This is a genomic window from Hymenobacter sp. J193, from assembly GCF_024700075.1.
In the GTDB taxonomy this organism is placed as follows: Bacteria; Bacteroidota; Bacteroidia; order Cytophagales; family Hymenobacteraceae; genus Hymenobacter.
Genome location: NZ_JAJONE010000001.1, coordinates 3,194,084 through 3,213,949, shown reverse-complemented (window position 1 = coordinate 3,213,949; position 19,866 = coordinate 3,194,084). Strand labels below are relative to the sequence as shown.

At 58.5% G+C, this 19,866-nt stretch carries 21 protein-coding genes; 9 read left to right on the top strand and 12 right to left on the bottom strand.

Going from position 1 to position 19,866, the window contains the following annotated elements; translation table 11 throughout:
* Positions 1-36 precede the first annotated feature (36 nt).
* Entirely contained in the window at positions 37-987 is a 951-nt protein-coding gene (locus tag LRS06_RS14160) for a WD40 repeat domain-containing protein (protein WP_257872064.1), read from the bottom strand.
* A gap of 128 nt (positions 988-1,115) precedes the next feature.
* Here LRS06_RS14160 and LRS06_RS14155 point away from each other — a divergent pair, with 128 nt between their 5' ends.
* Together LRS06_RS14155 and LRS06_RS14150 are read left to right on the top strand one after the other, a co-directional pair.
* Complete coding sequence (locus LRS06_RS14155; RefSeq protein WP_257872063.1) at positions 1,116-1,784, top strand: 4'-phosphopantetheinyl transferase superfamily protein; 669 nt, start codon at positions 1,116-1,118, stop codon at positions 1,782-1,784.
* 10 nt (positions 1,785-1,794) lie between these two features.
* Positions 1,795-2,403: a redoxin domain-containing protein gene (locus LRS06_RS14150; protein ID WP_257872062.1), complete on the top strand. Its 609-nt coding sequence runs from the start codon at positions 1,795-1,797 to the stop codon at positions 2,401-2,403.
* Between the two features lie 99 nt (positions 2,404-2,502).
* On the opposite strand, the gene LRS06_RS14145 is transcribed toward LRS06_RS14150, so the two are convergent.
* The 11 genes from LRS06_RS14145 to LRS06_RS14095 all read right to left on the bottom strand — a co-directional run bounded on the left by LRS06_RS14145 (position 2,503) and on the right by LRS06_RS14095 (position 11,746).
* Positions 2,503-3,384 carry a transglutaminase-like domain-containing protein gene (locus LRS06_RS14145; RefSeq protein ID WP_257872061.1) on the bottom strand — a complete coding sequence of 294 codons (882 nt, stop codon included), beginning with the start codon at positions 3,382-3,384 and terminating at the stop codon, positions 2,503-2,505.
* 161 nt (positions 3,385-3,545) lie between these two features.
* Complete coding sequence (locus LRS06_RS14140) at positions 3,546-4,004, bottom strand: GNAT family N-acetyltransferase (protein WP_257872060.1); 459 nt, start codon at positions 4,002-4,004, stop codon at positions 3,546-3,548.
* A gap of 58 nt (positions 4,005-4,062) precedes the next feature.
* Positions 4,063-4,977 (bottom strand): DUF5694 domain-containing protein, encoded by a 915-nt coding sequence (locus LRS06_RS14135; RefSeq protein WP_257872059.1) that lies wholly within the window; start codon positions 4,975-4,977, stop codon positions 4,063-4,065.
* A gap of 123 nt (positions 4,978-5,100) precedes the next feature.
* A complete protein-coding gene (locus tag LRS06_RS14130) occupies positions 5,101-5,556 on the bottom strand; it encodes a hypothetical protein (RefSeq protein ID WP_257872058.1) in 456 nt (151 codons plus the stop codon).
* A 100-nt stretch (positions 5,557-5,656) separates the two neighbouring features.
* Positions 5,657-6,514 carry a DUF5694 domain-containing protein gene (locus LRS06_RS14125; protein WP_257872057.1) on the bottom strand — a complete coding sequence of 286 codons (858 nt, stop codon included), beginning with the start codon at positions 6,512-6,514 and terminating at the stop codon, positions 5,657-5,659.
* 130 nt (positions 6,515-6,644) lie between these two features.
* Complete coding sequence (locus LRS06_RS14120) at positions 6,645-7,103, bottom strand: DUF3368 domain-containing protein (protein ID WP_257872056.1); 459 nt, start codon at positions 7,101-7,103, stop codon at positions 6,645-6,647.
* Entirely contained in the window at positions 7,081-7,323 is a 243-nt protein-coding gene (locus LRS06_RS14115) for a UPF0175 family protein (protein ID WP_196953720.1), read from the bottom strand. Before LRS06_RS14115 ends, LRS06_RS14120 begins: the two co-directional genes overlap by 23 nt.
* Positions 7,324-7,750: 427 nt before the next feature.
* The gene (locus LRS06_RS14110; protein ID WP_257872055.1) at positions 7,751-8,062 is read right to left on the bottom strand and encodes a hypothetical protein; all 312 of its coding nucleotides are present in this window, start codon (positions 8,060-8,062) and stop codon (positions 7,751-7,753) included.
* A gap of 17 nt (positions 8,063-8,079) precedes the next feature.
* On the bottom strand, positions 8,080-9,708 hold the full coding sequence (locus LRS06_RS14105; protein ID WP_257872054.1) for an acyl-CoA carboxylase subunit beta: 1,629 nt from the start codon (positions 9,706-9,708) through the stop codon (positions 8,080-8,082).
* Between the two features lie 205 nt (positions 9,709-9,913).
* Positions 9,914-10,942, bottom strand: a complete 1,029-nt coding sequence (locus LRS06_RS14100) for an MlaD family protein (protein ID WP_257872053.1) — start codon at positions 10,940-10,942, stop codon at positions 9,914-9,916.
* Positions 10,943-11,005: 63 nt separating this feature from the next.
* On the bottom strand, positions 11,006-11,746 hold the full coding sequence (locus LRS06_RS14095) for an N-acetylmuramoyl-L-alanine amidase (protein ID WP_257872052.1): 741 nt from the start codon (positions 11,744-11,746) through the stop codon (positions 11,006-11,008).
* 175 nt (positions 11,747-11,921) lie between these two features.
* Here LRS06_RS14095 and LRS06_RS14090 point away from each other — a divergent pair, with 175 nt between their 5' ends.
* The 7 genes from LRS06_RS14090 to trmD all read left to right on the top strand — a co-directional run bounded on the left by LRS06_RS14090 (position 11,922) and on the right by trmD (position 19,716).
* The gene (locus tag LRS06_RS14090) at positions 11,922-14,681 is read left to right on the top strand and encodes a putative LPS assembly protein LptD (protein ID WP_257872051.1); all 2,760 of its coding nucleotides are present in this window, start codon (positions 11,922-11,924) and stop codon (positions 14,679-14,681) included.
* A gap of 121 nt (positions 14,682-14,802) precedes the next feature.
* Entirely contained in the window at positions 14,803-15,618 is an 816-nt protein-coding gene (panB, locus tag LRS06_RS14085) for a 3-methyl-2-oxobutanoate hydroxymethyltransferase (protein ID WP_257872050.1), read from the top strand.
* A 97-nt stretch (positions 15,619-15,715) separates the two neighbouring features.
* On the top strand, positions 15,716-16,423 hold the full coding sequence (locus LRS06_RS14080) for an RluA family pseudouridine synthase (RefSeq protein ID WP_257872049.1): 708 nt from the start codon (positions 15,716-15,718) through the stop codon (positions 16,421-16,423).
* 243 nt (positions 16,424-16,666) lie between these two features.
* A complete protein-coding gene (locus tag LRS06_RS14075) occupies positions 16,667-17,422 on the top strand; it encodes an acyl-CoA desaturase (protein WP_257872048.1) in 756 nt (251 codons plus the stop codon).
* A 294-nt stretch (positions 17,423-17,716) separates the two neighbouring features.
* On the top strand, positions 17,717-18,259 hold the full coding sequence (locus LRS06_RS14070; protein ID WP_257872047.1) for a 30S ribosomal protein S16: 543 nt from the start codon (positions 17,717-17,719) through the stop codon (positions 18,257-18,259).
* Between the two features lie 92 nt (positions 18,260-18,351).
* Positions 18,352-18,957 carry a ribosome maturation factor RimM gene (gene rimM, locus LRS06_RS14065; RefSeq protein ID WP_257872046.1) on the top strand — a complete coding sequence of 202 codons (606 nt, stop codon included), beginning with the start codon at positions 18,352-18,354 and terminating at the stop codon, positions 18,955-18,957.
* Positions 18,958-19,032: 75 nt separating this feature from the next.
* The gene (trmD, locus tag LRS06_RS14060) at positions 19,033-19,716 is read left to right on the top strand and encodes a tRNA (guanosine(37)-N1)-methyltransferase TrmD (RefSeq protein WP_257872045.1); all 684 of its coding nucleotides are present in this window, start codon (positions 19,033-19,035) and stop codon (positions 19,714-19,716) included.
* Positions 19,717-19,866: the final 150 nt, after the last annotated feature.

Genomic DNA, 19,866 nt, shown 5'->3' with positions numbered 1-19,866 from the left:
CAGGAAACGTACATGGCGTGCGAAGGGAAACATACTCTAGCTTCCAGTTCCTGAGTCCTCCCTACTGATTTGCCAAACGACCAGACTACGGTCGTCGCTACACGAAACTAGCCGATTTTGGCGGGCCGACCAAAACAGCCGGTTTACCGAGGTGCCGTGGCCCGCGTGCCGGGCGCGGTCTACCACGCGCAGCAGCCGCAGCGAATCGGCGTCCCAGAGCTTGATGGACTTATCCATGCTACAGGTAGCCAGCAGCTGCCCGTCGGGGCTGAAGGTGAGGTGGTTGATGGCGAAGAGGTGCGCCACCACGCTGAGGTCCTCTGCATAATCGACCGCCACGTCCCAGCGGCGCAGGTGGGCGTCGCGGCCGGCCGTGAGCAGGTAGCGGCCATCGGGCGAGTAGGCGGCGGTGAAGATGGAGTTGGTTCCGGCAGCTATGGTATGCTTCACGGCCAGCGAGTCAGCATCGAGGATGTATACGCGGGTATCGGAACTGCCCACGGCCAGCTCGCCGCGCCCGGCGTGCAAGCTCAGGCAGCGCAGGCTTTTATCGGAGAGCGAAACCAGCTGCAGAAGCCGCAGATCTGCCGTGTGCAACACGGCCAGCTGGCCGTTGCCGAGGGCCACGTACACGCGCTGCCGGGTTTCATCATACAGGATTTCAAAGATGGCGGCCGGCGGCAAAGCGGTGGCGTGTACCAGCTGACGCGCATCTAAATCAATAGCCTGCACGCCCTGGAAGTTGTGGCCAATGAGCAGCCAGCGGCGGGCCGGCACGTAGCGCAGGGCATACACCGAGTTTTCGACGCGGGCCACCAGCTCACCATCCTGCGTAGGGTCGTCCAGGCTCCAGCTCACCACGAAGCCGTCGGTGCCGGCCGAGTAGATGGCGGCTTCGTCGGTGGCTCCGCTCAGGGCATACACACAGTCGCGGTGGCCGCTGAGCGTAGCCAGTTTCTGCACCTGCGGACGGAAGAGCGTAGTCATAGCGGAAAACAAACCAAAGCGCAAAGTACGCCAGATTTCCCGGCCCCGACCGGTTTTGCTCGGGCCGCGCATCGGAATCCGGCTTGGAACCCCGACTTTCGTCTTTGAACTTCTGTGCTCGCCTCCTCATGCCGCTTTCTTCCGTCACGCCGCTTGCTCCCCATGCCCTGCTGGGCCTATGGAACCTGACGGAACCGGCGCCGGAGCTGGCGTCTCTCCTGCCTTACTTCGAGTGGTACGCCGCCCGCCAGCCCGCCGGCCGCGACGAAACCCGCACCCGCCAGTGGCTGGCCGGCCGGGTGCTGGCCCACACGCTCCAGCAGCAGCTCACACCCCACCCGGCCGGCCCTCTCAGCAACGACCCGAACGGCCGGCCGTTCTTCGCCCAGCAGCCGGCGTTGGCCGTGTCGTTGTCGCACTCCGGCGAGTGGGTGGCGGCGGTGCTGAGCCAGGGCGGACGCGTTGGCACAGATGTTGAACTAGTGCGGCCCAAAGCCCGGCAGCTCGCGCCCCGGTTTCTTTCCAGCACGGAGTTGGAGGACGCCGGCGACGAAGCCCTGAAATACAGCTTATACTGGAGTGCCAAAGAAACCTTGTATAAGCTGCACAGTCGCCGGGCCCTGGTGTTTAAAGAGCAGATTCTGCTCGACCCGTTTCGGCTGCGGGAGGCGGGTGCCATGACGGGGCACCTGCTCCTGGACAACTCCCGCAGCCAACACCAGGTACAGTACCGCTGCCTTACTTCTTCCTACGTACTCACTTACTGCCTCGATGGCCCTACTTTTCCGCTCGCCTAACCTCTTCGCCATGAAGCTTCGCCGAATTTCCATTCTTGTAGCCACGGCTCTGTTGCTGGGTTCCGTGGCCGTGGGCGTAGCCCGGGCGCAGGGTCCGGCCACCGTCACCGACTTCACCCTGAAAAACGCCGCCAACTCCGACGTGAAGCTGAGCTCCTATGCCGGCAGCAAAGCGGTAGTAGTGGTATTCATCAGCCAAAGCTGCCCGTTTTCGCGCCTCTACCAGGACCGACTCAGCGCGCTGGCCAGCACCTACGGCGGCAAGGGCGTGCAATTTCTGTTCATCGATACCCCTATCAACCTGGAAGCCAGCGCCGATGCTGAGGCCGACAAGCTGAAGATCAAAGCCGACGGCACCAACAGCCTGACGTATCTGCGCGACGATGCGGCCCAGGTAAGCACGCTGCTCGGAGCCAGCAAAACGCCCGAGGCCGTGGTGCTGCAGCCCGCCGGCAACGGCTTTGCCGTGCGCTACCGCGGGGCCATCGACGACAACCCCCAGATGGATGCCTACGTGAAGCAGCGTTACGTGCAGCAGGTTCTCGACAACCTCCTGGCCGGTAAGCCCGCCGGTATGGCGGCCCAGCGCGCTGCCGGCTGCCTTATCAAGAAAAAGTAGCCGATCCAGAGGCTAGCTTCAGAATAGAAAACCCCTGATGTCTGCGCAGACGTCAGGGGTTTTCATGTTTCGACTCTCACCAGGGCCGGACAAGGGTGGCTATTCTTCCGTTTCGTCCTCGGTAGCGTCGGTGGTGGCTTCCGGGGCTTCGAGCAGGATGGCGAGCAGCTGGTTTACCTCGGCGGCTTTAGCGGGCTCCTGAATTTTCTCGAAGCTCACGGACAGGTTGCGCAGGGCCCGCCGCACGATATCCAGGTGCGAACAGGGCTCCAGATACATGGGATTGGGCGAGAGGTTGAGCTGCGCAATGTAGTGCTCGATATCTGTGCGCGAGAGGATGAGGCCGCGGTTGTAGCAGTTGATGTAGAACGGCTCCAAATTTGGGTTGGTGGGCCGGAACATGAGCACGAACAGGTTGGGCAGGTTTACGCCGTACACCGGCCAGCCTAGGCGCTGGGCTACCAGCAGGTAAATCACGCACAAGGTGAGCGGGTTGCCGCGCCGCGTTTCCAGCACGCGCTGCAGCATAGAATTGGCCGGCGAATGAAAGTTCTGGGTGTTGGCCGCAAACTTGTGCGTCTTGAATAGCACGTGGTTGAGCGTCTGCACCTGGTCGGCGGGGTGCATGGCCGGGCGCGTGAGCGTCCACACCTCAAAGCGCAGCTGCTCGATGGAGCGCGTGAGGGCCTGCAGATCGGCATCGGGGTACTGGTAGGAGTTCAGCAGCCACATACCTTCCAGCAGGTTTTCGCCGCCCGAGTCGCGCCACACGCGCAGGCGCTGCTGCAGCCCGTCGAACTGCAGGTGATGAATCAGGTTTTCGAGGCGCTGCTGCTGGTCGGAGTTCAGGGTTTCCTCCCACGACTCTTCCAGAAACGGAATAATGCTTTCCCCCAGCGTCTGAATCTTTTCCTGGATCTGGGGAGCAATTTCCGGGTCGTCGAGCAGGGAAATAAGGGCTTTGATTTCTTTGTTCGTCAAGGGATGCAGCGTAGAGTCAGAAGAGCGGAAAGCCTACAAATAGCACAGGAAGTACAAAGTAACGCAACGAAGGCAGGTTTTCCCCACCGCCGCTGAGAACTAACGCCCATATGGGGGCAGATTGTTCACTTCCTTAAACCGGCTCCAAGCAAGCGGCCGTCTTACTTCTCCCGCAGTTCCTTGCGCATGCACACGCTGTTCTCCACGCCGACGTACTGCCCGTAGTTGGGTGTGTGGGCATATTGGCTTTTCTCGTAGAGGCGGATTGCCTCGGGCTGCTTTTTACCGGTTTCAAGCACGCAGGCTGTGTAGTCCAGCTCTTTGGCCCAGGCTTCCAGCTCCTGCAGAATGGCCGGCGCCACGCCCTTGCCCCGAAACTCGGGCCGCACAAACATACGCTTCACTTCCACGGCCTCCTCATCATACTTCTTGATGGCGCCGCAGCCCACCGGCTGGTTGTTCCAGTAGGCCACCACCGCGTGCCCGATCATATCAATCTTGTTGAACTGGGCATAAAAGCCATGGTCGGCGCCGTCACGCACGGCCAGGTCCTGGTCGAGCAGGGCCACCAGCTCCTGGAAGTCGGCATCGGCCGAGGTGGTTTTCAGTAAAGTGAGCATGGGGTCTAAGTCGAGGTTAAATCAGCCAAAGCACTGGTGCCTTGCCCACGCCTAGCTTCTACAGAGGCACGTTTCCTTTCAGATACGTACTTACGGGCACCACTTTGTAGGCGGGGTCGCTGGCGAAGATCTTGGTGAGGGCGGCCGCATGCCGCTGGCCTATCACTACTAGCAGGCGCTTGCCGGGGTGCGCCAGCTGAGTGGCTACAATATTGGAGTATATTTTCAATTCCCGCTCCGTAAAGACAGAAATGAACTCAGCGCCGATGTAGCGGGGCGAGACGTAGGCCGTATCCACGTATTGGGCCGGCGGATTCGTGAACCGTCCCTGCTGCACCCGGGCCGGGTTGATAAACAGGGTGCGGTACGTTACATCCAGGATGGCGGGGTGGTTCAGAAACTCCAGATAGCCCTGCACCCCCAGCGTGCCGTCCTTGAACTGCGTATCGGCCAGGCGGCCAACCGCCGAAAACTTGTCCAGGCTGGATACAAAGTAGTTGAGATTGGTGCCGGAAGTCAGCATCCGGCTCGAAACGCTTTCGTAGCAGTCTATTCCCCAGACACGCTCATGGCCGAGCTGCCGGGCCACCGCAAAGCCAAACTGGTTTTTTTCGGAGCGGCTATAGGGCAGGTCGGCCGGCTTCACCTTGCCCGCTTTGTAGAGCGTGTACAGGCTATCGAGGCTGGCTTGTTCCTCCGGGGTATCTTCTACCATCACCATATCGGGCCGGAACCGGGCCAGACGCTTGTTTACCTCCGCCACTTCCTGCTGCCGCTTCTCACTCAGCAAATCGGCCTTCGGAAACTTTTGATAGAGGCTTTCCCCTCCAAAGTGCGTGCTGCCCAGCAGCACTATCTCAATGGGCTCTTTGGGCTTGTCCGCCACAACGGATTTCACTGCATTTTTCAGGTCCTGTCCCTGCGCGCTTAGGCTCAATAAAGCCAGAATACCTACCCGTATCAGGTGCTGCATACTTTTCTCTTGCTGGTGAAAGGCTCCGTGCCTTGTTCAATTAGCACGGAGGCACGCACCGAACAATTGGTTGCAGGTAAGGCGGCCGCATTTTCTGCTTTTACATTGCCTGTGGCAGCCTATCTACAAACTTCGGGCGCTGGTGCCCATGTCGGCACGGTGGCGGTTCAGCCAGGCCAGGCCCTGCTTGGGGTCGGTAAACCAGCCCATGCGTACGCCCTGCACCTGCTCGTCCAGCGGGTTGTCGTAGCCTACTTTTGGCAGCGCTTCCCAAATGAAAAGCGGCACCAGAAAGGCAATAAAGGGCATTTGCTTTAGCTCGCGCCGCACCCGCGGAAAATATTCCTCGCGCATCCAGTTGTGCAGGGTCTGAGGCTGCGGGCTCTGTTGCCGGAGGCCGTCCAGCATCCAGTAGGGACAGGCGTGGCGCACGGCCGTGGCCAGCAGCAGCTCGCATACTTCCGTGACTTCCAACGGACTAAGAGGCCGTACCGAGACGCCGTACAGCAGCGGTGGAGCCGACTGGAACACCAGATTATAGTAAGGCAAAACGGGCAATGGGGTCAGGTCGGGCTCCATAGAGCCCAATATAGAAATTTACCCGTATAAACTTGAACAATCATAGGACCAAGGGCTATACCTACCCAATTACTGCGTCTTGCTCCCGCAGCCTAGCCCGCTACTTTTTCAGGTACTTCTTCGACTCCACCACCCGAAACGCCGGGTCGCTGGCGAAGATGCTTTGCAGGGAGCCGATATGGGCCGCCCCAAACAGCGCCAGCACGCGCCGGGGCTTGGTTTGTAGCGCCTGCACCACGATGTTGGAGTAAATTTTATAGTCGCGGTTCTTGAACACCGAAATCAGCTCCGCTCCAATGTATTTCGGGTTGATAAAAGCGGTATCCACCTGAGCATCGGGTTTGGTGAAGCGGCCGTTTACCACGCGGGCCGGCGTCACGTAGCGCAGCCGGTACACCTGGTTGTACAGCTCCGGCTGGTTGATAGCCACCTCGTAATCGTAGAGCGAGAGGGCGCCCTGCTGCAGCTGCGTTTTCAGGCCGCCAGCCACTTTGCTTAGCTCCTGCTGGGCCTGCTGGTACAGCTCAATGTTCTGGCCGGTGCGCAAAATCCCCTGCGAGGTGCCGCCGGGCGCATTCGTACAGTAAATTTTATTCAGCCCCAGCTGTTTGCCCAGCCGGAATGCCACCTGAAATACCTCACTACGGCCGCCGGGCAGCGTCATCAGGTTCAGCTTGTCCTGCCGGTACAGGGCAAAGAGGCTGTCCACTTCGGCCTGCTCCTCGGGCAGACTTTCAACGACCAGCATATCGGGCTTGTACCGGGCCAGGGCTGCCGTGAAGCGTCCGATATCCTGCTGGCCTTTAGCCGTCAGCACATCGGTGGTAGGATAATCCTTGCTGTAGATTTGGTTGAGGTGGTCGGAGCCCGCAATCATCACCTCGGTGGGCGCCGTCTGGGCGAGGGTAGCAGCGGCACTGCCGAAAGCCAGCAGCAGGACGAGTAAGCGTTTTTTCATGCAGGAGTTAGGGAGAAAGTTGCCCTAGGGAGGCTTCCAGGCGCTAAAAGGTTGCACGCGCGCCGCCTGCATCCGGTAGGCGCAATGGCCCTCAGGACATTGCGCAGCTTGGGCGGGTGGTAGTGCCCGGTTATAGCTCGCCGGCAAGCCGAAGCACCTGCGTTTCCAGCTCAGCGGAAATACGAAAATTGGTTTGCCGGATGCGGGCCAGCACCGGCTTGATGGCAGCGAGGTAGCCGCTGCGTTTGGCTTGCAGGAGCACCCCAAACGTGCCCGTAACGGTTAGCTGTAACTGTTGGGCCACGCGGCGCCCCCGCTGTTCATCAATAATCAGCAAACTGTCCGGCTGCTCCAGCGCCAGGGCAATGGCACTGGCCTCGCCCGGGTCAAGGGTAAGCGCCAATACTTGTAGCTGCTTTAGGTCTTGTGGATGCTTTACCTGCGCCCATTCCGGTAGCGGTAGGCCGTATTCTTTGGCTACGGTGCCAGTCACGGTAATCGGCCCGAATACTTGAGGCAGCAAGGCCAGCTCACCGATTTTTTCCAGCAAAATCAGACAACTGGTGTCAGCAATGATAACGGGCGGCATTCAGCAGGTCGTTTTCCAGGTCAGTAGCCGGGTGGTTGATAACCGATACGCCGTACTGGCCCAGCAGCTCCATGAAGGTGCGCTTGCTATAGCCGGCTACCTCCGCCGCCTGACCCAGCGTAAGTTTGCCTTGCTCGTAGAGGTGAGCGGCCAGGAGCATGGCGGCTTCCTGGGCGCTAAGGTCCAGCGAGTCGGGAACAGTGAGGGTCAGCGTTTTCATAGTGTGGGGAAGATACGACTTGGATGATACATGCGCTACGGCGAATGAGGCAGCTCTGGCCTAACCTGCCGGAAGAAACAGGTACGCTGGCCGCTACCTCCTGTTCTTTCTGGCTGAAGCTGCCTCCCCCTCTTTGTATCTGCCCATCTGCCTATAGGAAGGAGGACGAATGTATTTGTATCGAAGCACCTGCTCCCGGAGTTGCCTGTATGCGTTTATCTATAGGCAACTTCCGGGAGCAGGTGCTTCGATGTAATCGTATACGGGCAACTTCTGCGGGAAACAGGGCTGTTATAGTTGCAGGAGGAAACCGGGGCATTTAGGCGTAGCGGGCCTTGGTTTTGTCCGCCCCGTTGCAGCCGATCAAGAGTCATATGGGTTCCATACAGACGGCAGACAATAATCCATTTGATGCCTGCCTGATTGCCTATTTAACTATCAACTGTTCTTTAAAGACATGAAATACTTCCGTACCATCTTCAGCACAAATACTATCAGGCTGGCTTAAATCTATTACGGCTATTTCCTGCCCATCCAGTTTGTAGGTTTCCCTGATACTAGTTGCAACGAGGCCCTGCTGTGGATAATGGCTATGCTCATCTAAATCATCCTCTGTGACTATTGGTATCTTCTCAACTATTGACCATTGCTTCCTATCAATGTCATAGAATATGGCTCTTACCCAACCAGGCTGAGCATCATCAAAAAACTCTTTGATGGTAACAGTCAACTCTGCCATAAGCGTTGAACCTTGCTTCATACCTGAATCACCCCCACGTTGTATGCTTTTTCAATCGGCGCGTGGTTGGCCATGTTGATGCCCTGGGAAATGACTTTGCGGGTTTCCAGCGGGTCGATGATGGCGTCGACCCAGAGGCGGGCGGCGGCGTAATAGGGCGATAGTTGCTCTTCGTAGCGGGCTTTGATGCGGTCCAGCAGCTCCTTTTCGGCCTCGGGCGTGATTTCCTCGCCTTTGGCTTTAAGCGAAGCCACCTGAATCTGCAGGAGCGTGTTGGCGGCGGCGGCCCCGCTCATCACGGCCAGTTGGGCGGTGGGCCAGGCCACAATCAGGCGCGGGTCGTAGGCCTTGCCGCACATGGCGTAGTTGCCGGCCCCGTAGGAGTTGCCAATGATGACCGAGAACTTCGGCACCACGGAGTTGGCCATAGCGTTTACCATCTTCGCCCCGTCCTTGATGATGCCGCCGTGCTCGGACTGTGAGCCGACCATGAAGCCCGACACGTCGTGCAGGAACACCAGCGGTATGCGCTTCTGGTTGCAGTTCATAATAAAGCGCGCGGCCTTGTCGGCCGAGTCGGAGTAGATAACCCCGCCCATCTGCATGGCGCCCTTCTTGGTTTTCACGATTTTGCGCTGGTTGGCCACGATGCCCACCGCCCAGCCATCAATGCGCGCCAGCCCGCAAAGAAGCGTCTGGCCATACAGGTCCTTGTAGGGCTCGAACTCCGAGTTATCCACCAACCGGTTGATGATGTCCATCATGTCGTAGGGCTTGGCGCGGTCGGAGGGCAGCAGGCCGTAGATTTCCTTCTCGTTCTGGGCCGGAGCCTGGGCCGTTTTGCGCGAGAAGCCGGCCGTGGACTGCGCCCCGAGCTTGTCGAAGATGTTGCGGATGTGGTCGAGGCACTCCTCGTCGGTTTTGAACTTGTAGTCCGTCACGCCCGAAATTTCGGAGTGCGTGGTAGCCCCGCCCAGCGTCTCGTTGTCGATAGACTCACCGATAGCCGACTTCACCAGATAAGAGCCGGCCAGGAATACCGAGCCCGTTCCGTCCACAATCATGGCCTCGTCGCTCATGATGGGCAGATAAGCGCCGCCAGCCACACACGGGCCCATAATGGCCGCCAGCTGCACAATGCCCATGCTGCTCATCACCGCGTTGTTGCGGAAGATGCGGCCGAAGTGCTCCTTGTCGGGGAAGATTTCGTCCTGCATCGGCAGGTACACGCCCGCCGAGTCGACGAGGTAGATAATCGGCAGCTTGTTTTCGATGCTGATTTCCTGGGCGCGCAGGTTTTTCTTGGCCGTAATCGGAAACCAGGCCCCGGCCTTCACCGTGGCGTCGTTGGCCACAATCACGCACTGCCGCTCCTGCACCCAGCCAATGACTACCACTACGCCGCCGCTGGGGCAGCCTCCCTCCTCCTGGTACATTCCCTCGCCCGCAAACGCGCCGATTTCGACGGTTTCGGAGTTTTTATCAATCAGGTACTCTATTCTTTCGCGGGCCGTGAGCTTACCCTTAGCCTTGTGGGCGGCAATGCGCTTTTCGCCACCGCCGAGCTGCACCTTTTTCAGGCGCTGCTGCAGCTGGAAGGTGAGTTGTTTGAGCTGGTCTTCGTTTTTGTTGAATTCGAGGTTCATGCGGGGTGGGATGAGCGGTGAGTTAGTGACCAAGCGACTAGTGAGTTTGATGTTCTGACCGCGCCACTTGCGCAAAACCGCGCCAGCGGAAAGACAAATTCACTAAATCACCAACTCACTAATTCACCGTAGGTCGGGCAAAAAAATCCGCCCCAGCGGGGGCGGATTCAAAGGTAGCGGAAGTGCCGGGATGCCGCGTTGGCGGCTACTGGCCGCTGGGCGTTACCAGGGCCTCGGTGGCAGGAGCCGGCGTTACTACTTTGGTTTTCTTTTCTACTTCGCCGCTGGGCTTGGTAGTCGTTTCGGTCTTGGTTTTCTTGCCGCCCCCGAACACCGAGAAGTGTACGTAATTTTTGGGGTTGGCCTTGAGGTCCTGCAGCAAAGCGTTGGAGCTGGCAGCCGTGGCGTTAAGGTTGTTGTAGAGTGAGTCGCTGTTGATGAGCTTGCCCAACGAGCCTTTCTGGTCGGTGAGCGAGTGGTTGAGCGTGGTCATGGCAGCCTGGGCTTCCGTGAGCGTAGCGTTCATCTTGCGCAGGGCGGGGCCTACCGGGGCGCGCTTAAGCGAGTCACTCAGCTCACTGAAGTTGCCGGCAATCTGGTCCAGCTTGCGCTGCGTCCCCGAGAGGTCGGCCGTCAGCTTGGCCATGTTGGAGGTAATCTGGTTGATGTTGCGCTGGTTCATCAGCAGCAGGTTTTTGAGGGCTTCGGTAGTGCCCTGAGCGTTCAGCAGCGTGGCCTGCAAGCTCAGGCGGGCATCCTTGTTCAGAAAGGAATTCACCTTGATCAGGGTCGAATCGACCGTACCCAGCACGGGCAGGGCACGGGCCTGGAAGGCATCGGTGATGCTGGCGGGGTGGTACGAGATGATGGTTTCGCCCCCATCAAACTGCTTGGTGTTGCGACCTAGCTTCAGGGTAATGGTTTTAGAGCCCAGGATGCTGCCGCCCAGCACAGCCACGGTGGAGTCGCCCACCACAATGCTCTTGCCCAGCTCTATCGTTACGCGCACCTGGTTGCCTTCTTCCGGCAGCAGCTGCATCTCCTTTACCTGGCCCACCTGGATGCCGTTGAGCAGCACCGGGTTGCCGGGCGTGAGGCCATCCACGCTGTCATACTTGGTATAGTAGGTGCGGTTGGAGGACAGCACATTGCTGCCTTTCAAAAACCGAAACCCAACGAACAGCCCCACCAAGGCCACAATGGCTAGCAGGGCTACTTTAATTTCTTTCGACACGATAAGGCTGAATTGGAACGTGGGCAGGTAAAGATGTGCGGGTGTCCAAGGAGTGCGGCCCGGCTAGTCGGCGGCGGAGTCGCCTTCGAGCTCTCGCTTGTACTCCTTGAAGGCACGATAAATACCCGAGGCCATATACGTCTGTCCCAACTTATCGTTGAGATACCGCTCATCCGCGCGGTTGGTCAGGAAGCCGGCCTCAATGAGAACCGAGGGCATGGCCGTTTTCCAGAGCACCAGAAAGCCCGCCTGCTTCACGCCGCGGCTGGGCCGGCCCACGGTGGTCCGGAACTGCTCATCCACCTTCTGCGCCAGCCGGATGCTGTTGACCATATAGGCGCTCTGAAACAGGGAAAATAAAATATGGCTCTGGGGCGAATGTGGGTCAAAACCGTTGTAACGCTCTTTGTAGTTTTCTTCCTGCAGAATTACGGCGTTTTCGCGCTTGGCTACGCCTAAGTTGGCATCAGTCTTGTGCGGGCCCATGGTCCATACCTCCGTACCGTGCGCGCTGCTCGGTCCGGCATTGCAGTGAATACTAATAAAGAGGTCGGCGTTGTGCTTGTTGGCAATGCCCGCCCGGTCGGCCAGCTCTACAAATACATTGGTTTTGCGCGTGTACACCACTTTCACGTCGGGCATATTCTCCTCGATCAGGCGACCCAGCTCCAGCACGAGCTTAAGCGACACATCGGCCTCCCGGGCGCTGACGCCGGCGCAGCCCCGGTCCTTGCCGCCGTGGCCGGCATCGAGCACCACCGTGCGCAGGCGGTACTTGTATACCGGCCCGGCAACGGGAGCCAAGGCTGAAGGAGCTGAAAAGCCGGAAAACAGCAGCCAGGCGGCTGTTCCGAAAGCGACAATATTCCGCACTGAGTTCGTTTGTTGGGGTAGCAAGGCGCTACCTTTGCACACTGCCACAAAATAAACGATTAAAAACCACGTGGCCCTGCCTGCTCTGCTCCCCGTCCGCTACCTTTTGTATTTAGTATACGGCAAAGTGCCCCGGCTGGCGCTGCTGCTGGGTTTGTGGCTAAGCCTGAGCGGAGCTGCGCTGGCTCAGCAGCGGCCCCTTCCAAAAGCCGTGCCGCAAGCCCGGCCGCGCCTGGCCGTGGACACCGCCCGCACCCGCTCCGCCGACTCCCTGCGTGTGGCCGCTGCCCCGCAGGGCGACATCAAAACCACTATCCGGTACTCGGCTACCGACTCCATCCGGTTTGATGTGCAGGGGCGCGTGGCTTACCTCTACGACAAGGCCAAGATTGACTACGACGACCTGTCTTTGAATGCCGCCCGCATTGCCATCGACTACAACAAGAACATTCTGACGGCTGAGGGCGCCCCCGACACCACCGGCCGCATCCGCGACAAGCCCGTTTTCAGAAACGGCGCTGAGACCTACCAGTCGGGGCGCATTGCCTACAACTTTAAGACGCGCAAAGGCAAAATAGCCGAGGCCGTGACCCAGCAGGGCGAAGGCTACGTGCACGCCGAAACCATCAAGCGCCAGGCCAATGGGGATATTTACGGGCGCAACGGCAGGTATACTACCTGCAACCTGGAAAACCCGCATTTCTACATCAACGCCGCTAAAATGAAGGCGGTGCCAGGCGAACAGGTCGTGAGTGGCCCGTTCAACATGGTTATCGGCGACATTCCCACGCCGCTGGGCTTCCTGTTTGGCTACTTTCCCACCCCCAGCAGCAAGAAGCGCGCCTCAGGACTGATCTTTCCCTCGTTTGGGCAAACCACCGACCGGGGCTTTTTCCTGCGCAACGGTGGCTACTACTGGGCGGCCAGCGAGTACGTGGGCGTGCGCCTTACCGGCGAAATATATTCCGGCGCGGGCAATGAATTCGGCGGCTGGGGCTCCCAGGCCGATATTCAGTACCGCAGGCGGTACCGCTTCAATGGGTCGTTCAACCTCTCGTTCAGCCAGCGCCCAGCCAATCAGATTCTGCCGGATGAGGACGTGACGCTCGACCAACCTTACCAGAAGCCCAAGTCGCCGCGCTCGTTCTGGGTGAGCTGGAGCCACTCGCCCCAAACCCGGCCGGGCGGCGGCCAGTTCAGTGCCTCCGTTAACCTGGGCAGCCAGGACTACAACCGCCTTAACTCCTTCGATACCGAACGTTACCTGACTTCCTCGTTCACGTCCAGTATCCGGTATTCCAAAACCATCCGCAACTCGCCGATAAACTATGGCATCAACCTCGACCAAAGCCAGAACACCGGCACGGGTGAGATGAACCTGACACTGCCCAACTTCACGGTGGGCGTAGCCCGGCAGTACCCGTACGAGTGGCTGGGCCTGGAGCCCCGGGGCCGTTTCTACGAGCAGTTTTCCATTGGCTATACCCTCAACGGGCAGAACCGCCTGAGCAATGTGCAGCCCGCCCGCCAGCTCAATGGCCTCCCGCTGATTGGCGGTACCAGTGAGGCCCGCCGCATTCCGATTCGGCTCAACAATCTAGGCGACCTGTTCAAAAACACCAGGTCGGGTTTGGAGAATCAGTTTCAGATTTCGCTGGGCAGCTACACCCTTCTAAAACACCTGAACTTCTCGCCCTCGGTTTCCTACAGTTCCAGCATGTACAGCAAGCGTCTGGACTACGAGTACATTCAGGAAGTGCAGGCGCTACGGATTGATACCGTGCGGGGCTTCAGCTATGCACATACTTACCAGGGTGGGGCCTCACTCAGCACCAACTTCTACGGGCTGTTTTCCATTAAGGGCAAGCGGGTGGAGGCTATCCGGCATAAGGTGACGCCTTCCGTAAGCTACTCCTACACGCCGGATCTGCGCTCGTCCAGCTGGCTGTACGAATCCGTGAACTTTGGAACGCTCACCGATGCCAGCGGCCGGTTGCTGGGAGAGCAAAACCTGTCGTTGTACAACAACTTCCCGTACGCCCTTTCGGGCAGTGAGCGAGGCAGCCTGCTTAACTTTTCCGTGAACAACCAGGTGGAAATGAAGGTACGTACCAAGCAGGACACCACGGGTACTACGCCATTTGAGAAAGTCAGCCTGATTGATAATCTCAACTTCAATGGCACCTACAATCTGGCGGCCGATTCGCTGAAGCTATCCATTATCAGCGCCTCTTTAAATACGCAGGTGGCCCGCAAGCTGAATGTGCTGGTGAGTTCTTCTTTTGATACGTACCAGCGCGACAGTACCAACCGCCGCATCGACCAGTTCCTATGGCAGCAGGACAAATTCCGGCTGGCCCGGCTGGTGTCGGCCAGCCTCTCGCTCACCTACCAGTTCAACAAGCAGCAGCGCCAGACAAATCAAGCCAACAAGAACATAGCCCCCAACAACAATCCGTCCTTGGGTGCCCCCAACACCACGAATCCTTACGAGGACTACGTGGATTTTTCGATTCCCTGGACGCTGAATGCCTCTTTTTCGGCAGCCTACTTCAACCAGCCTCCGGTATTGCCGCGTGCCGGCCAGTCGCGCACGGCCTCCCTCACGACGGTAGCCCTGAACCTGAACGGGGAAATCAAAATCACCGACAAGCTGCGCGTGGGCTACACCACCGGGTACGACTTCCGCAACAAAGAGGTGAGCTACACCTCCCTGGATTTTTACCGCGACCTGCACTGCTGGGCTATCAGCGGCAACTGGATTCCGTTTGGCCAGCGCCAGGGCTATAACTTCACCATTGCGGCCAAGTCGTCGTTGCTGCAGGATCTGAAGCTGACGCGCAACCGCTCGTTCTACAACCGGTAGGCAACCTAGCAAGCCAGCGCCAGTAGCTGGCAAGGGAGCACCAAGCAGGCCGAACCCGCAACTGCTGCCAGTTACCTACTTTTGCTCTTCCCCTTCCCGGGCTACCCTATCTCATCATTCCATGTCGCAGCACAAAGAAGTCAAGCTCGTTACCACTCACCAGCTGCTGGCCATGAAACGGCGCGGCGAGAAAATATCGATGCTCACGGCCTACGATTTCTCCATGGCCACTATTCTCGACGGGGCGGGCATCGACGTGCTGCTGGTGGGCGACTCGGCCTCCAACGTAATGGCCGGCCACGAAACCACTTTACCCATCACGCTCGACCAGATGATCTACCATGCCTCATCAGTGGTGCGGGCAGTGAAGCGGGCCCTGGTGGTGGTGGACATGCCGTTTGGCTCATATCAGGGCAATTCCTCGGAGGCCTTGCGCTCGGCTATTCGCATCATGAAGGAGTCGGGCGGGCACGCCATCAAGCTGGAAGGCGGGGCCGAAATCCGGGAATCCATCAGCCGGATTCTTACGGCCGGCATTCCGGTAATGGGCCATCTGGGCCTCACCCCGCAAAGCATCTACAAGTTTGGCACCTACACCGTGCGGGCCAAGGAAGAAGCTGAAGCGCAGAAGCTGCTGGAAGATGCGCAGCTGCTGCAGGAGCTGGGCTGCTTTGCGCTGGTCCTTGAGAAAATACCCTCGACCCTGGCCAAGCAGGTAGCCGAGCAGCTCACCATTCCCGTTATCGGCATCGGGGCCGGGCCCGAAGTGGATGGACAGGTGCTAGTAGTGCACGATATGCTGGGCATCACCAAAGAGTTTAAGCCGCGCTTCCTGCGCCGCTACGCCGACCTGGGCGACCTGATGCACGACGCCGTGGCGCGCTACATCAACGACGTCAAAACCCGCGACTTCCCGTCGGCGGAAGAAGCGTATTAATTTTAATTATGAATGAAGAATTATGAATTATGAATTGGTGGAATGCGCGCTGTGGCAATTCATAATTTATAATTCATAATTCATAATTACCCTTTCAGTGAATCGTCCGAATTTGTGGTCGGAACAGAAGGAAATTCTGTTCGAAGACAACCACCTGCTCATCATCAACAAGCCTGCCGGCCTGCTCGTGCAGGGCGACGCAACCGGGGATGAGCCCCTATCGGCCAAAGCCGAAGAGTACCTGCGCTTCAAGTACAAAAAGCCCGGCGCGGCTTTCATCGGCGTGGCGCACCGCCTCGACCGGCCCGTGAGCGGCGTGGTGGCCCTAGCCAAAACCAGCAAGGCGTTGAGTCGCCTCAACGAGCTGTTCCGCGACAATAAGGTGCATAAAACCTATTGGGCCCTCACGGGCAAGCGCCCGGAGCCGGAAAGCGGCCACCTCACGCACTGGCTGGTGAAAGACCCCATTCGCAACACTACCAAAGCCTACCCCGAGCGCCACTCCCAGGGCCTGAAAGCCGACCTCGACTACGAAGTGCTGGGCCAGGCCGGCAACCGCTGGCTGGTACAGGTAAACCCCATCACGGGCCGCCCCCACCAGATTCGGGTTCAGCTGAGCACTGGCCTCGGCACGCCCATCGTGGGCGACGTGAAGTACGGCTTCCTAGCGCCTTTGCCCGATGTAAGCATTGCCCTGCACGCCCGCCGGCTGGAGTTCCAGCATCCGGTTACCAAGGAAGAAATGCGCTTTGAAGCTCCCCTGCCCGACATGCCCCATTGGGAGGCCGCACAGTTGTACTATTAGTTGCTTTTGAAACCTCAGAACAGCCTGTTGCCAGCTTTTTGAGCGTCTGGCGCAGGTAATTTCTCTGGCACTTAGATCAGCTGTTGCACTTGAATAAGATTTTGGCCTTTTAAGCGCTTTGTATGGCGCTGGCTGGCCGTGGCTATAGTTTTGCAGATGTTTTTGAACGAAAGCCCCGTTTAGGGGTTTACGCCGGGTAGCAGCTTGCCCAACTACGCCTTCGCACACCTCATTTGCTGGCCCATGCCAATACTCATCTTTTTCGTTGCCCACTATTACCTGTCGCTGTTCACGCAGACGTTCTACCTGCACCGATACGCGGCACACAAGATGTTCACGATGAACAAGTTCTGGGAGAAGTTTTTCTTCCTGTTCACGTATATCTGCCAGGGCTCGTCCTTCCTCTCGCCCCGGGCCTACGCGCTGCTACACCGCATGCACCACGCCTACTCCGATACGGAGATGGACCCACACTCGCCGCTGTTCTCGTCGAATGCCTTTTCGATGATGTGGAAGACCAAGAACATCTACAACGATGTGCTGAACCGCAACTACGCCGCGGCCGAACGGTTTGAGGGCGACTACCCCGAGTGGCAGGCCATTGAGGACTTCGGCGACAAGTGGTACTCGCGCCTTGGCTGGGGCACGCTCTACGTGCTGTTCTATATCCAGTTTGCCACGGCTTGGTGGCAGTACCTGCTGCTGCCCATTCACTTCCTGATGGGCCCCATCCACGGCGCCATCGTGAACTGGGGCGGCCACAAGTATGGCTACCAGAACTTCGACAACCACGACCACAGCAAAAACACGCTGGCTCTGGATTTCCTGGCTTTCGGGGAGCTGTTCCAGAACAACCACCACAAGCTGCCCATGCGCGTCAACTTCGGCGTGAAATGGTGGGAGTTCGACCCAACCTATATGTTCATCTGGACGATGGATAAAGTGGGCGTGGTGAAAGTAAAACGCAAGTGGCAGGAGCCCGTGAACATGGCCGCCTAGCCCGCATTATCATTGCAAGCAACGCGAAGCAGTCTGCCTTCTGCGCCCATGTTTTGATAGTAGAAAGCCCTTAATCGTTGAATACGGTTAAGGGCTTTTCACTTACGAGCGTACCGCGTATTTCACGGGGTCAGGTTGCTTGGCCTCACGCCTCGAGGTAATAGGCAAATTCATTTTACACGGTAATCATCAGCACATTATTCATATTCTTCCACATTCGCACATTATTTTCCTTACCTTTGCACCTCATTTTCAACCAGACGCACGGGATGCGTCGCTTAACCAAACCGGTTTATGGCAGTTAAAATCCGCCTCGCCCGTCGTGGCCGCAAGAAGGCCGCACAGTTCGACATCGTTGTTGCTGACTCCCGCTCGCCCCGCGACGGCCGCTTCATCGAGAAAATCGGCACCTACGACCCCAACACGAACCCCGCTTCCATCAACTTCGATGGCGAAAAGGCATTCGACTGGATTATGAAAGGTGCTGAGCCTACCGATACGGTACGTGCTATGCTCTCTTACCGCGGCGTGCTTTACCGCAAGCACCTGCAGCTGGGCGTAATCAAAGGCGCTATTTCGCAGGATGTAGCCGACCAGCGCTTCACCGACTGGAAAGAGCAGAAAGACGCCAAAATCGAAGGCAAGCGCACTACCCTGGGCACTGCTAAAGACGAAGCTCGCAAAACTCGTCTGGCCGCTGAAACCAAAGTGAAAGAAGCCCGCGCCGAAGCCCAGCGTGCCAAGCAGGCTGCTGCCCTGGCCGCCGCCGCTCCGGCTGCTGCCGAAGGCGAAACGGCCGAAGCTACGGCTGAAACCACTGAGGAAGCCGGCGCTTAAGCTACAGGCCTTTCGTAGGAGGTGATGAGAAGCTGAACGGTCCGCCGTTTTTCTTTCTCATCACCTCTTTTCGTTTCTCTTTACCCTTCGCCATGAGCCTTACCCTTGATGACTGCTACGAGCTGGGCTCGATAGTGAAACCCCACGGCCTGAAAGGCTTCGTGGTGGCTGCCCTTGATGTGGACGACCTGGATGCCTACCGCAAGGTGAAATCGGTGCTGCTGGAACTGCCCACGGCACCCGGCAAGCTTACGCCCTACGCCATCGAGAAACTCACGCCGCAGTCGGAAGCCCGGGCGCTGGTCAAGTTCCAGGGCATCGACCGGATTGAGGACGCCGAGCCGCTGCGCAACGCCAAGCTGTGGCGCCCCCTGGCTGAGCTGCCCGCCCTGGCAGCAGATCAATTCTACTTTCACGATGTCATCGGCTTCACCGTAATCGATGAGGAGCTGGGCGAGCTGGGCACCGTGGAAACCTTCTACGAACTGCCCCAGCAGGATGTACTGTCCATGCGCTACCAGGGCCAGGAGGTGCTGATTCCGGTTGCCGATGAGCTGATTTCGCACGCCGACCAGGCCACCCGCACGCTGCACGTAAAACTGCCGGCCGGCCTCCTCGACGTGTACCTCACGCCGCCCTCCCGCGAGCGGGACGAGCCCGACGAATTCGACGGCCCCGAGCTGGAAACAGGGAAATAAAGCGGCTGGCTACTCCGCTGAGCATGACGTTCAAGAAAGGCTTGCTGATAGCCCACGGCTAAAATCTCACCCATTATGCGCATCGATATTGTTACCTGCCAGCCCGAGCTGCTGGAAAGCCCGTTTGCGCACTCCATCGTAAAAAGGGCTCAGGAAAAAGGTCTGGCCGAAATTCATCTGCATCAGCTGCGCCAGCACGCTATCAACAAGCACGGCCAGATTGATGACTACGTGTTTGGGGGCGGGGCCGGCATGGTACTACGCGTAGAGCCCATTGCCGCGTGCTTTGACGAGCTGCTGGCCCAGCGGGCCTACGACGCCGTGATTTATATGACGCCCGATGGCGAAACGCTGCGCCAGCCCCTGGCCAACCGGCTTTCCCTGGCCGGTAACCTGCTTATTCTCTGTGGCCACTACAAGGGCGTAGACGAGCGGATCCGAAAGGCTTACATCACCCACGAAATCAGCATTGGCGACTACGTGCTGAGCGGGGGTGAGTTGGGCGCGGCCGTGCTGGTCGATACTATTGTGCGGCTGCTGCCGGGCGTGCTGGGCAATGAGGAGTCGGCGCTGAGTGACTCATTTCAGGACAACCTGCTGGCTCCACCCGTGTACACCCGCCCGGCAGAGTGGCGCGGGCAGGAAGTACCCGCCATTCTGCTTTCCGGCAACACGCCCAAAATAGAGGAGTGGCGCCACGAGCAGGCCCTGGAGCGCACCCGCCAGCGCCGCCCCGATCTGCTGGAGGAGAAATTGTGAAGTGGTAAAATGGTGAATCGGCTGTTTAAAGGGCGTAACTGCCGCACGCAGAACAAGAAACTCACCATTTCACTAGCTCACCATTTCACAATTTGAAAACAGACCGCTATATTTGCGCCTCCTTAATAGAACCTACTTCGGCGGCGCGGC

Bases quoted from the DNA above. Each gene is read 5' to 3' on its own strand.
- LRS06_RS14160 (WP_257872064.1), bottom strand. From the start codon at position 987: ATGACTACGCTCTTCCGTCCGCAGGTGCAGAAACTGGCTACGCTCAGC.
- LRS06_RS14155 (WP_257872063.1), top strand. From the start codon at position 1,116: ATGCCGCTTTCTTCCGTCACGCCGCTTGCTCCCCATGCCCTGCTGGGC.
- LRS06_RS14150 (WP_257872062.1), top strand. From the start codon at position 1,795: ATGAAGCTTCGCCGAATTTCCATTCTTGTAGCCACGGCTCTGTTGCTG.
- LRS06_RS14140 (WP_257872060.1), bottom strand. From the start codon at position 4,004: ATGCTCACTTTACTGAAAACCACCTCGGCCGATGCCGACTTCCAGGAG.
- LRS06_RS14135 (WP_257872059.1), bottom strand. From the start codon at position 4,977: ATGCAGCACCTGATACGGGTAGGTATTCTGGCTTTATTGAGCCTAAGC.
- LRS06_RS14130 (WP_257872058.1), bottom strand. From the start codon at position 5,556: ATGGAGCCCGACCTGACCCCATTGCCCGTTTTGCCTTACTATAATCTG.
- LRS06_RS14125 (WP_257872057.1), bottom strand. From the start codon at position 6,514: ATGAAAAAACGCTTACTCGTCCTGCTGCTGGCTTTCGGCAGTGCCGCT.
- LRS06_RS14120 (WP_257872056.1), bottom strand. From the start codon at position 7,103: ATGCCGCCCGTTATCATTGCTGACACCAGTTGTCTGATTTTGCTGGAA.
- LRS06_RS14115 (WP_196953720.1), bottom strand. From the start codon at position 7,323: ATGAAAACGCTGACCCTCACTGTTCCCGACTCGCTGGACCTTAGCGCC.
- LRS06_RS14110 (WP_257872055.1), bottom strand. From the start codon at position 8,062: ATGGCAGAGTTGACTGTTACCATCAAAGAGTTTTTTGATGATGCTCAG.
- LRS06_RS14105 (WP_257872054.1), bottom strand. From the start codon at position 9,708: ATGAACCTCGAATTCAACAAAAACGAAGACCAGCTCAAACAACTCACC.
- panB (WP_257872050.1), top strand. From the start codon at position 14,803: ATGTCGCAGCACAAAGAAGTCAAGCTCGTTACCACTCACCAGCTGCTG.
- LRS06_RS14075 (WP_257872048.1), top strand. From the start codon at position 16,667: ATGCCAATACTCATCTTTTTCGTTGCCCACTATTACCTGTCGCTGTTC.
- LRS06_RS14070 (WP_257872047.1), top strand. From the start codon at position 17,717: ATGGCAGTTAAAATCCGCCTCGCCCGTCGTGGCCGCAAGAAGGCCGCA.
- rimM (WP_257872046.1), top strand. From the start codon at position 18,352: ATGAGCCTTACCCTTGATGACTGCTACGAGCTGGGCTCGATAGTGAAA.
- trmD (WP_257872045.1), top strand. From the start codon at position 19,033: ATGCGCATCGATATTGTTACCTGCCAGCCCGAGCTGCTGGAAAGCCCG.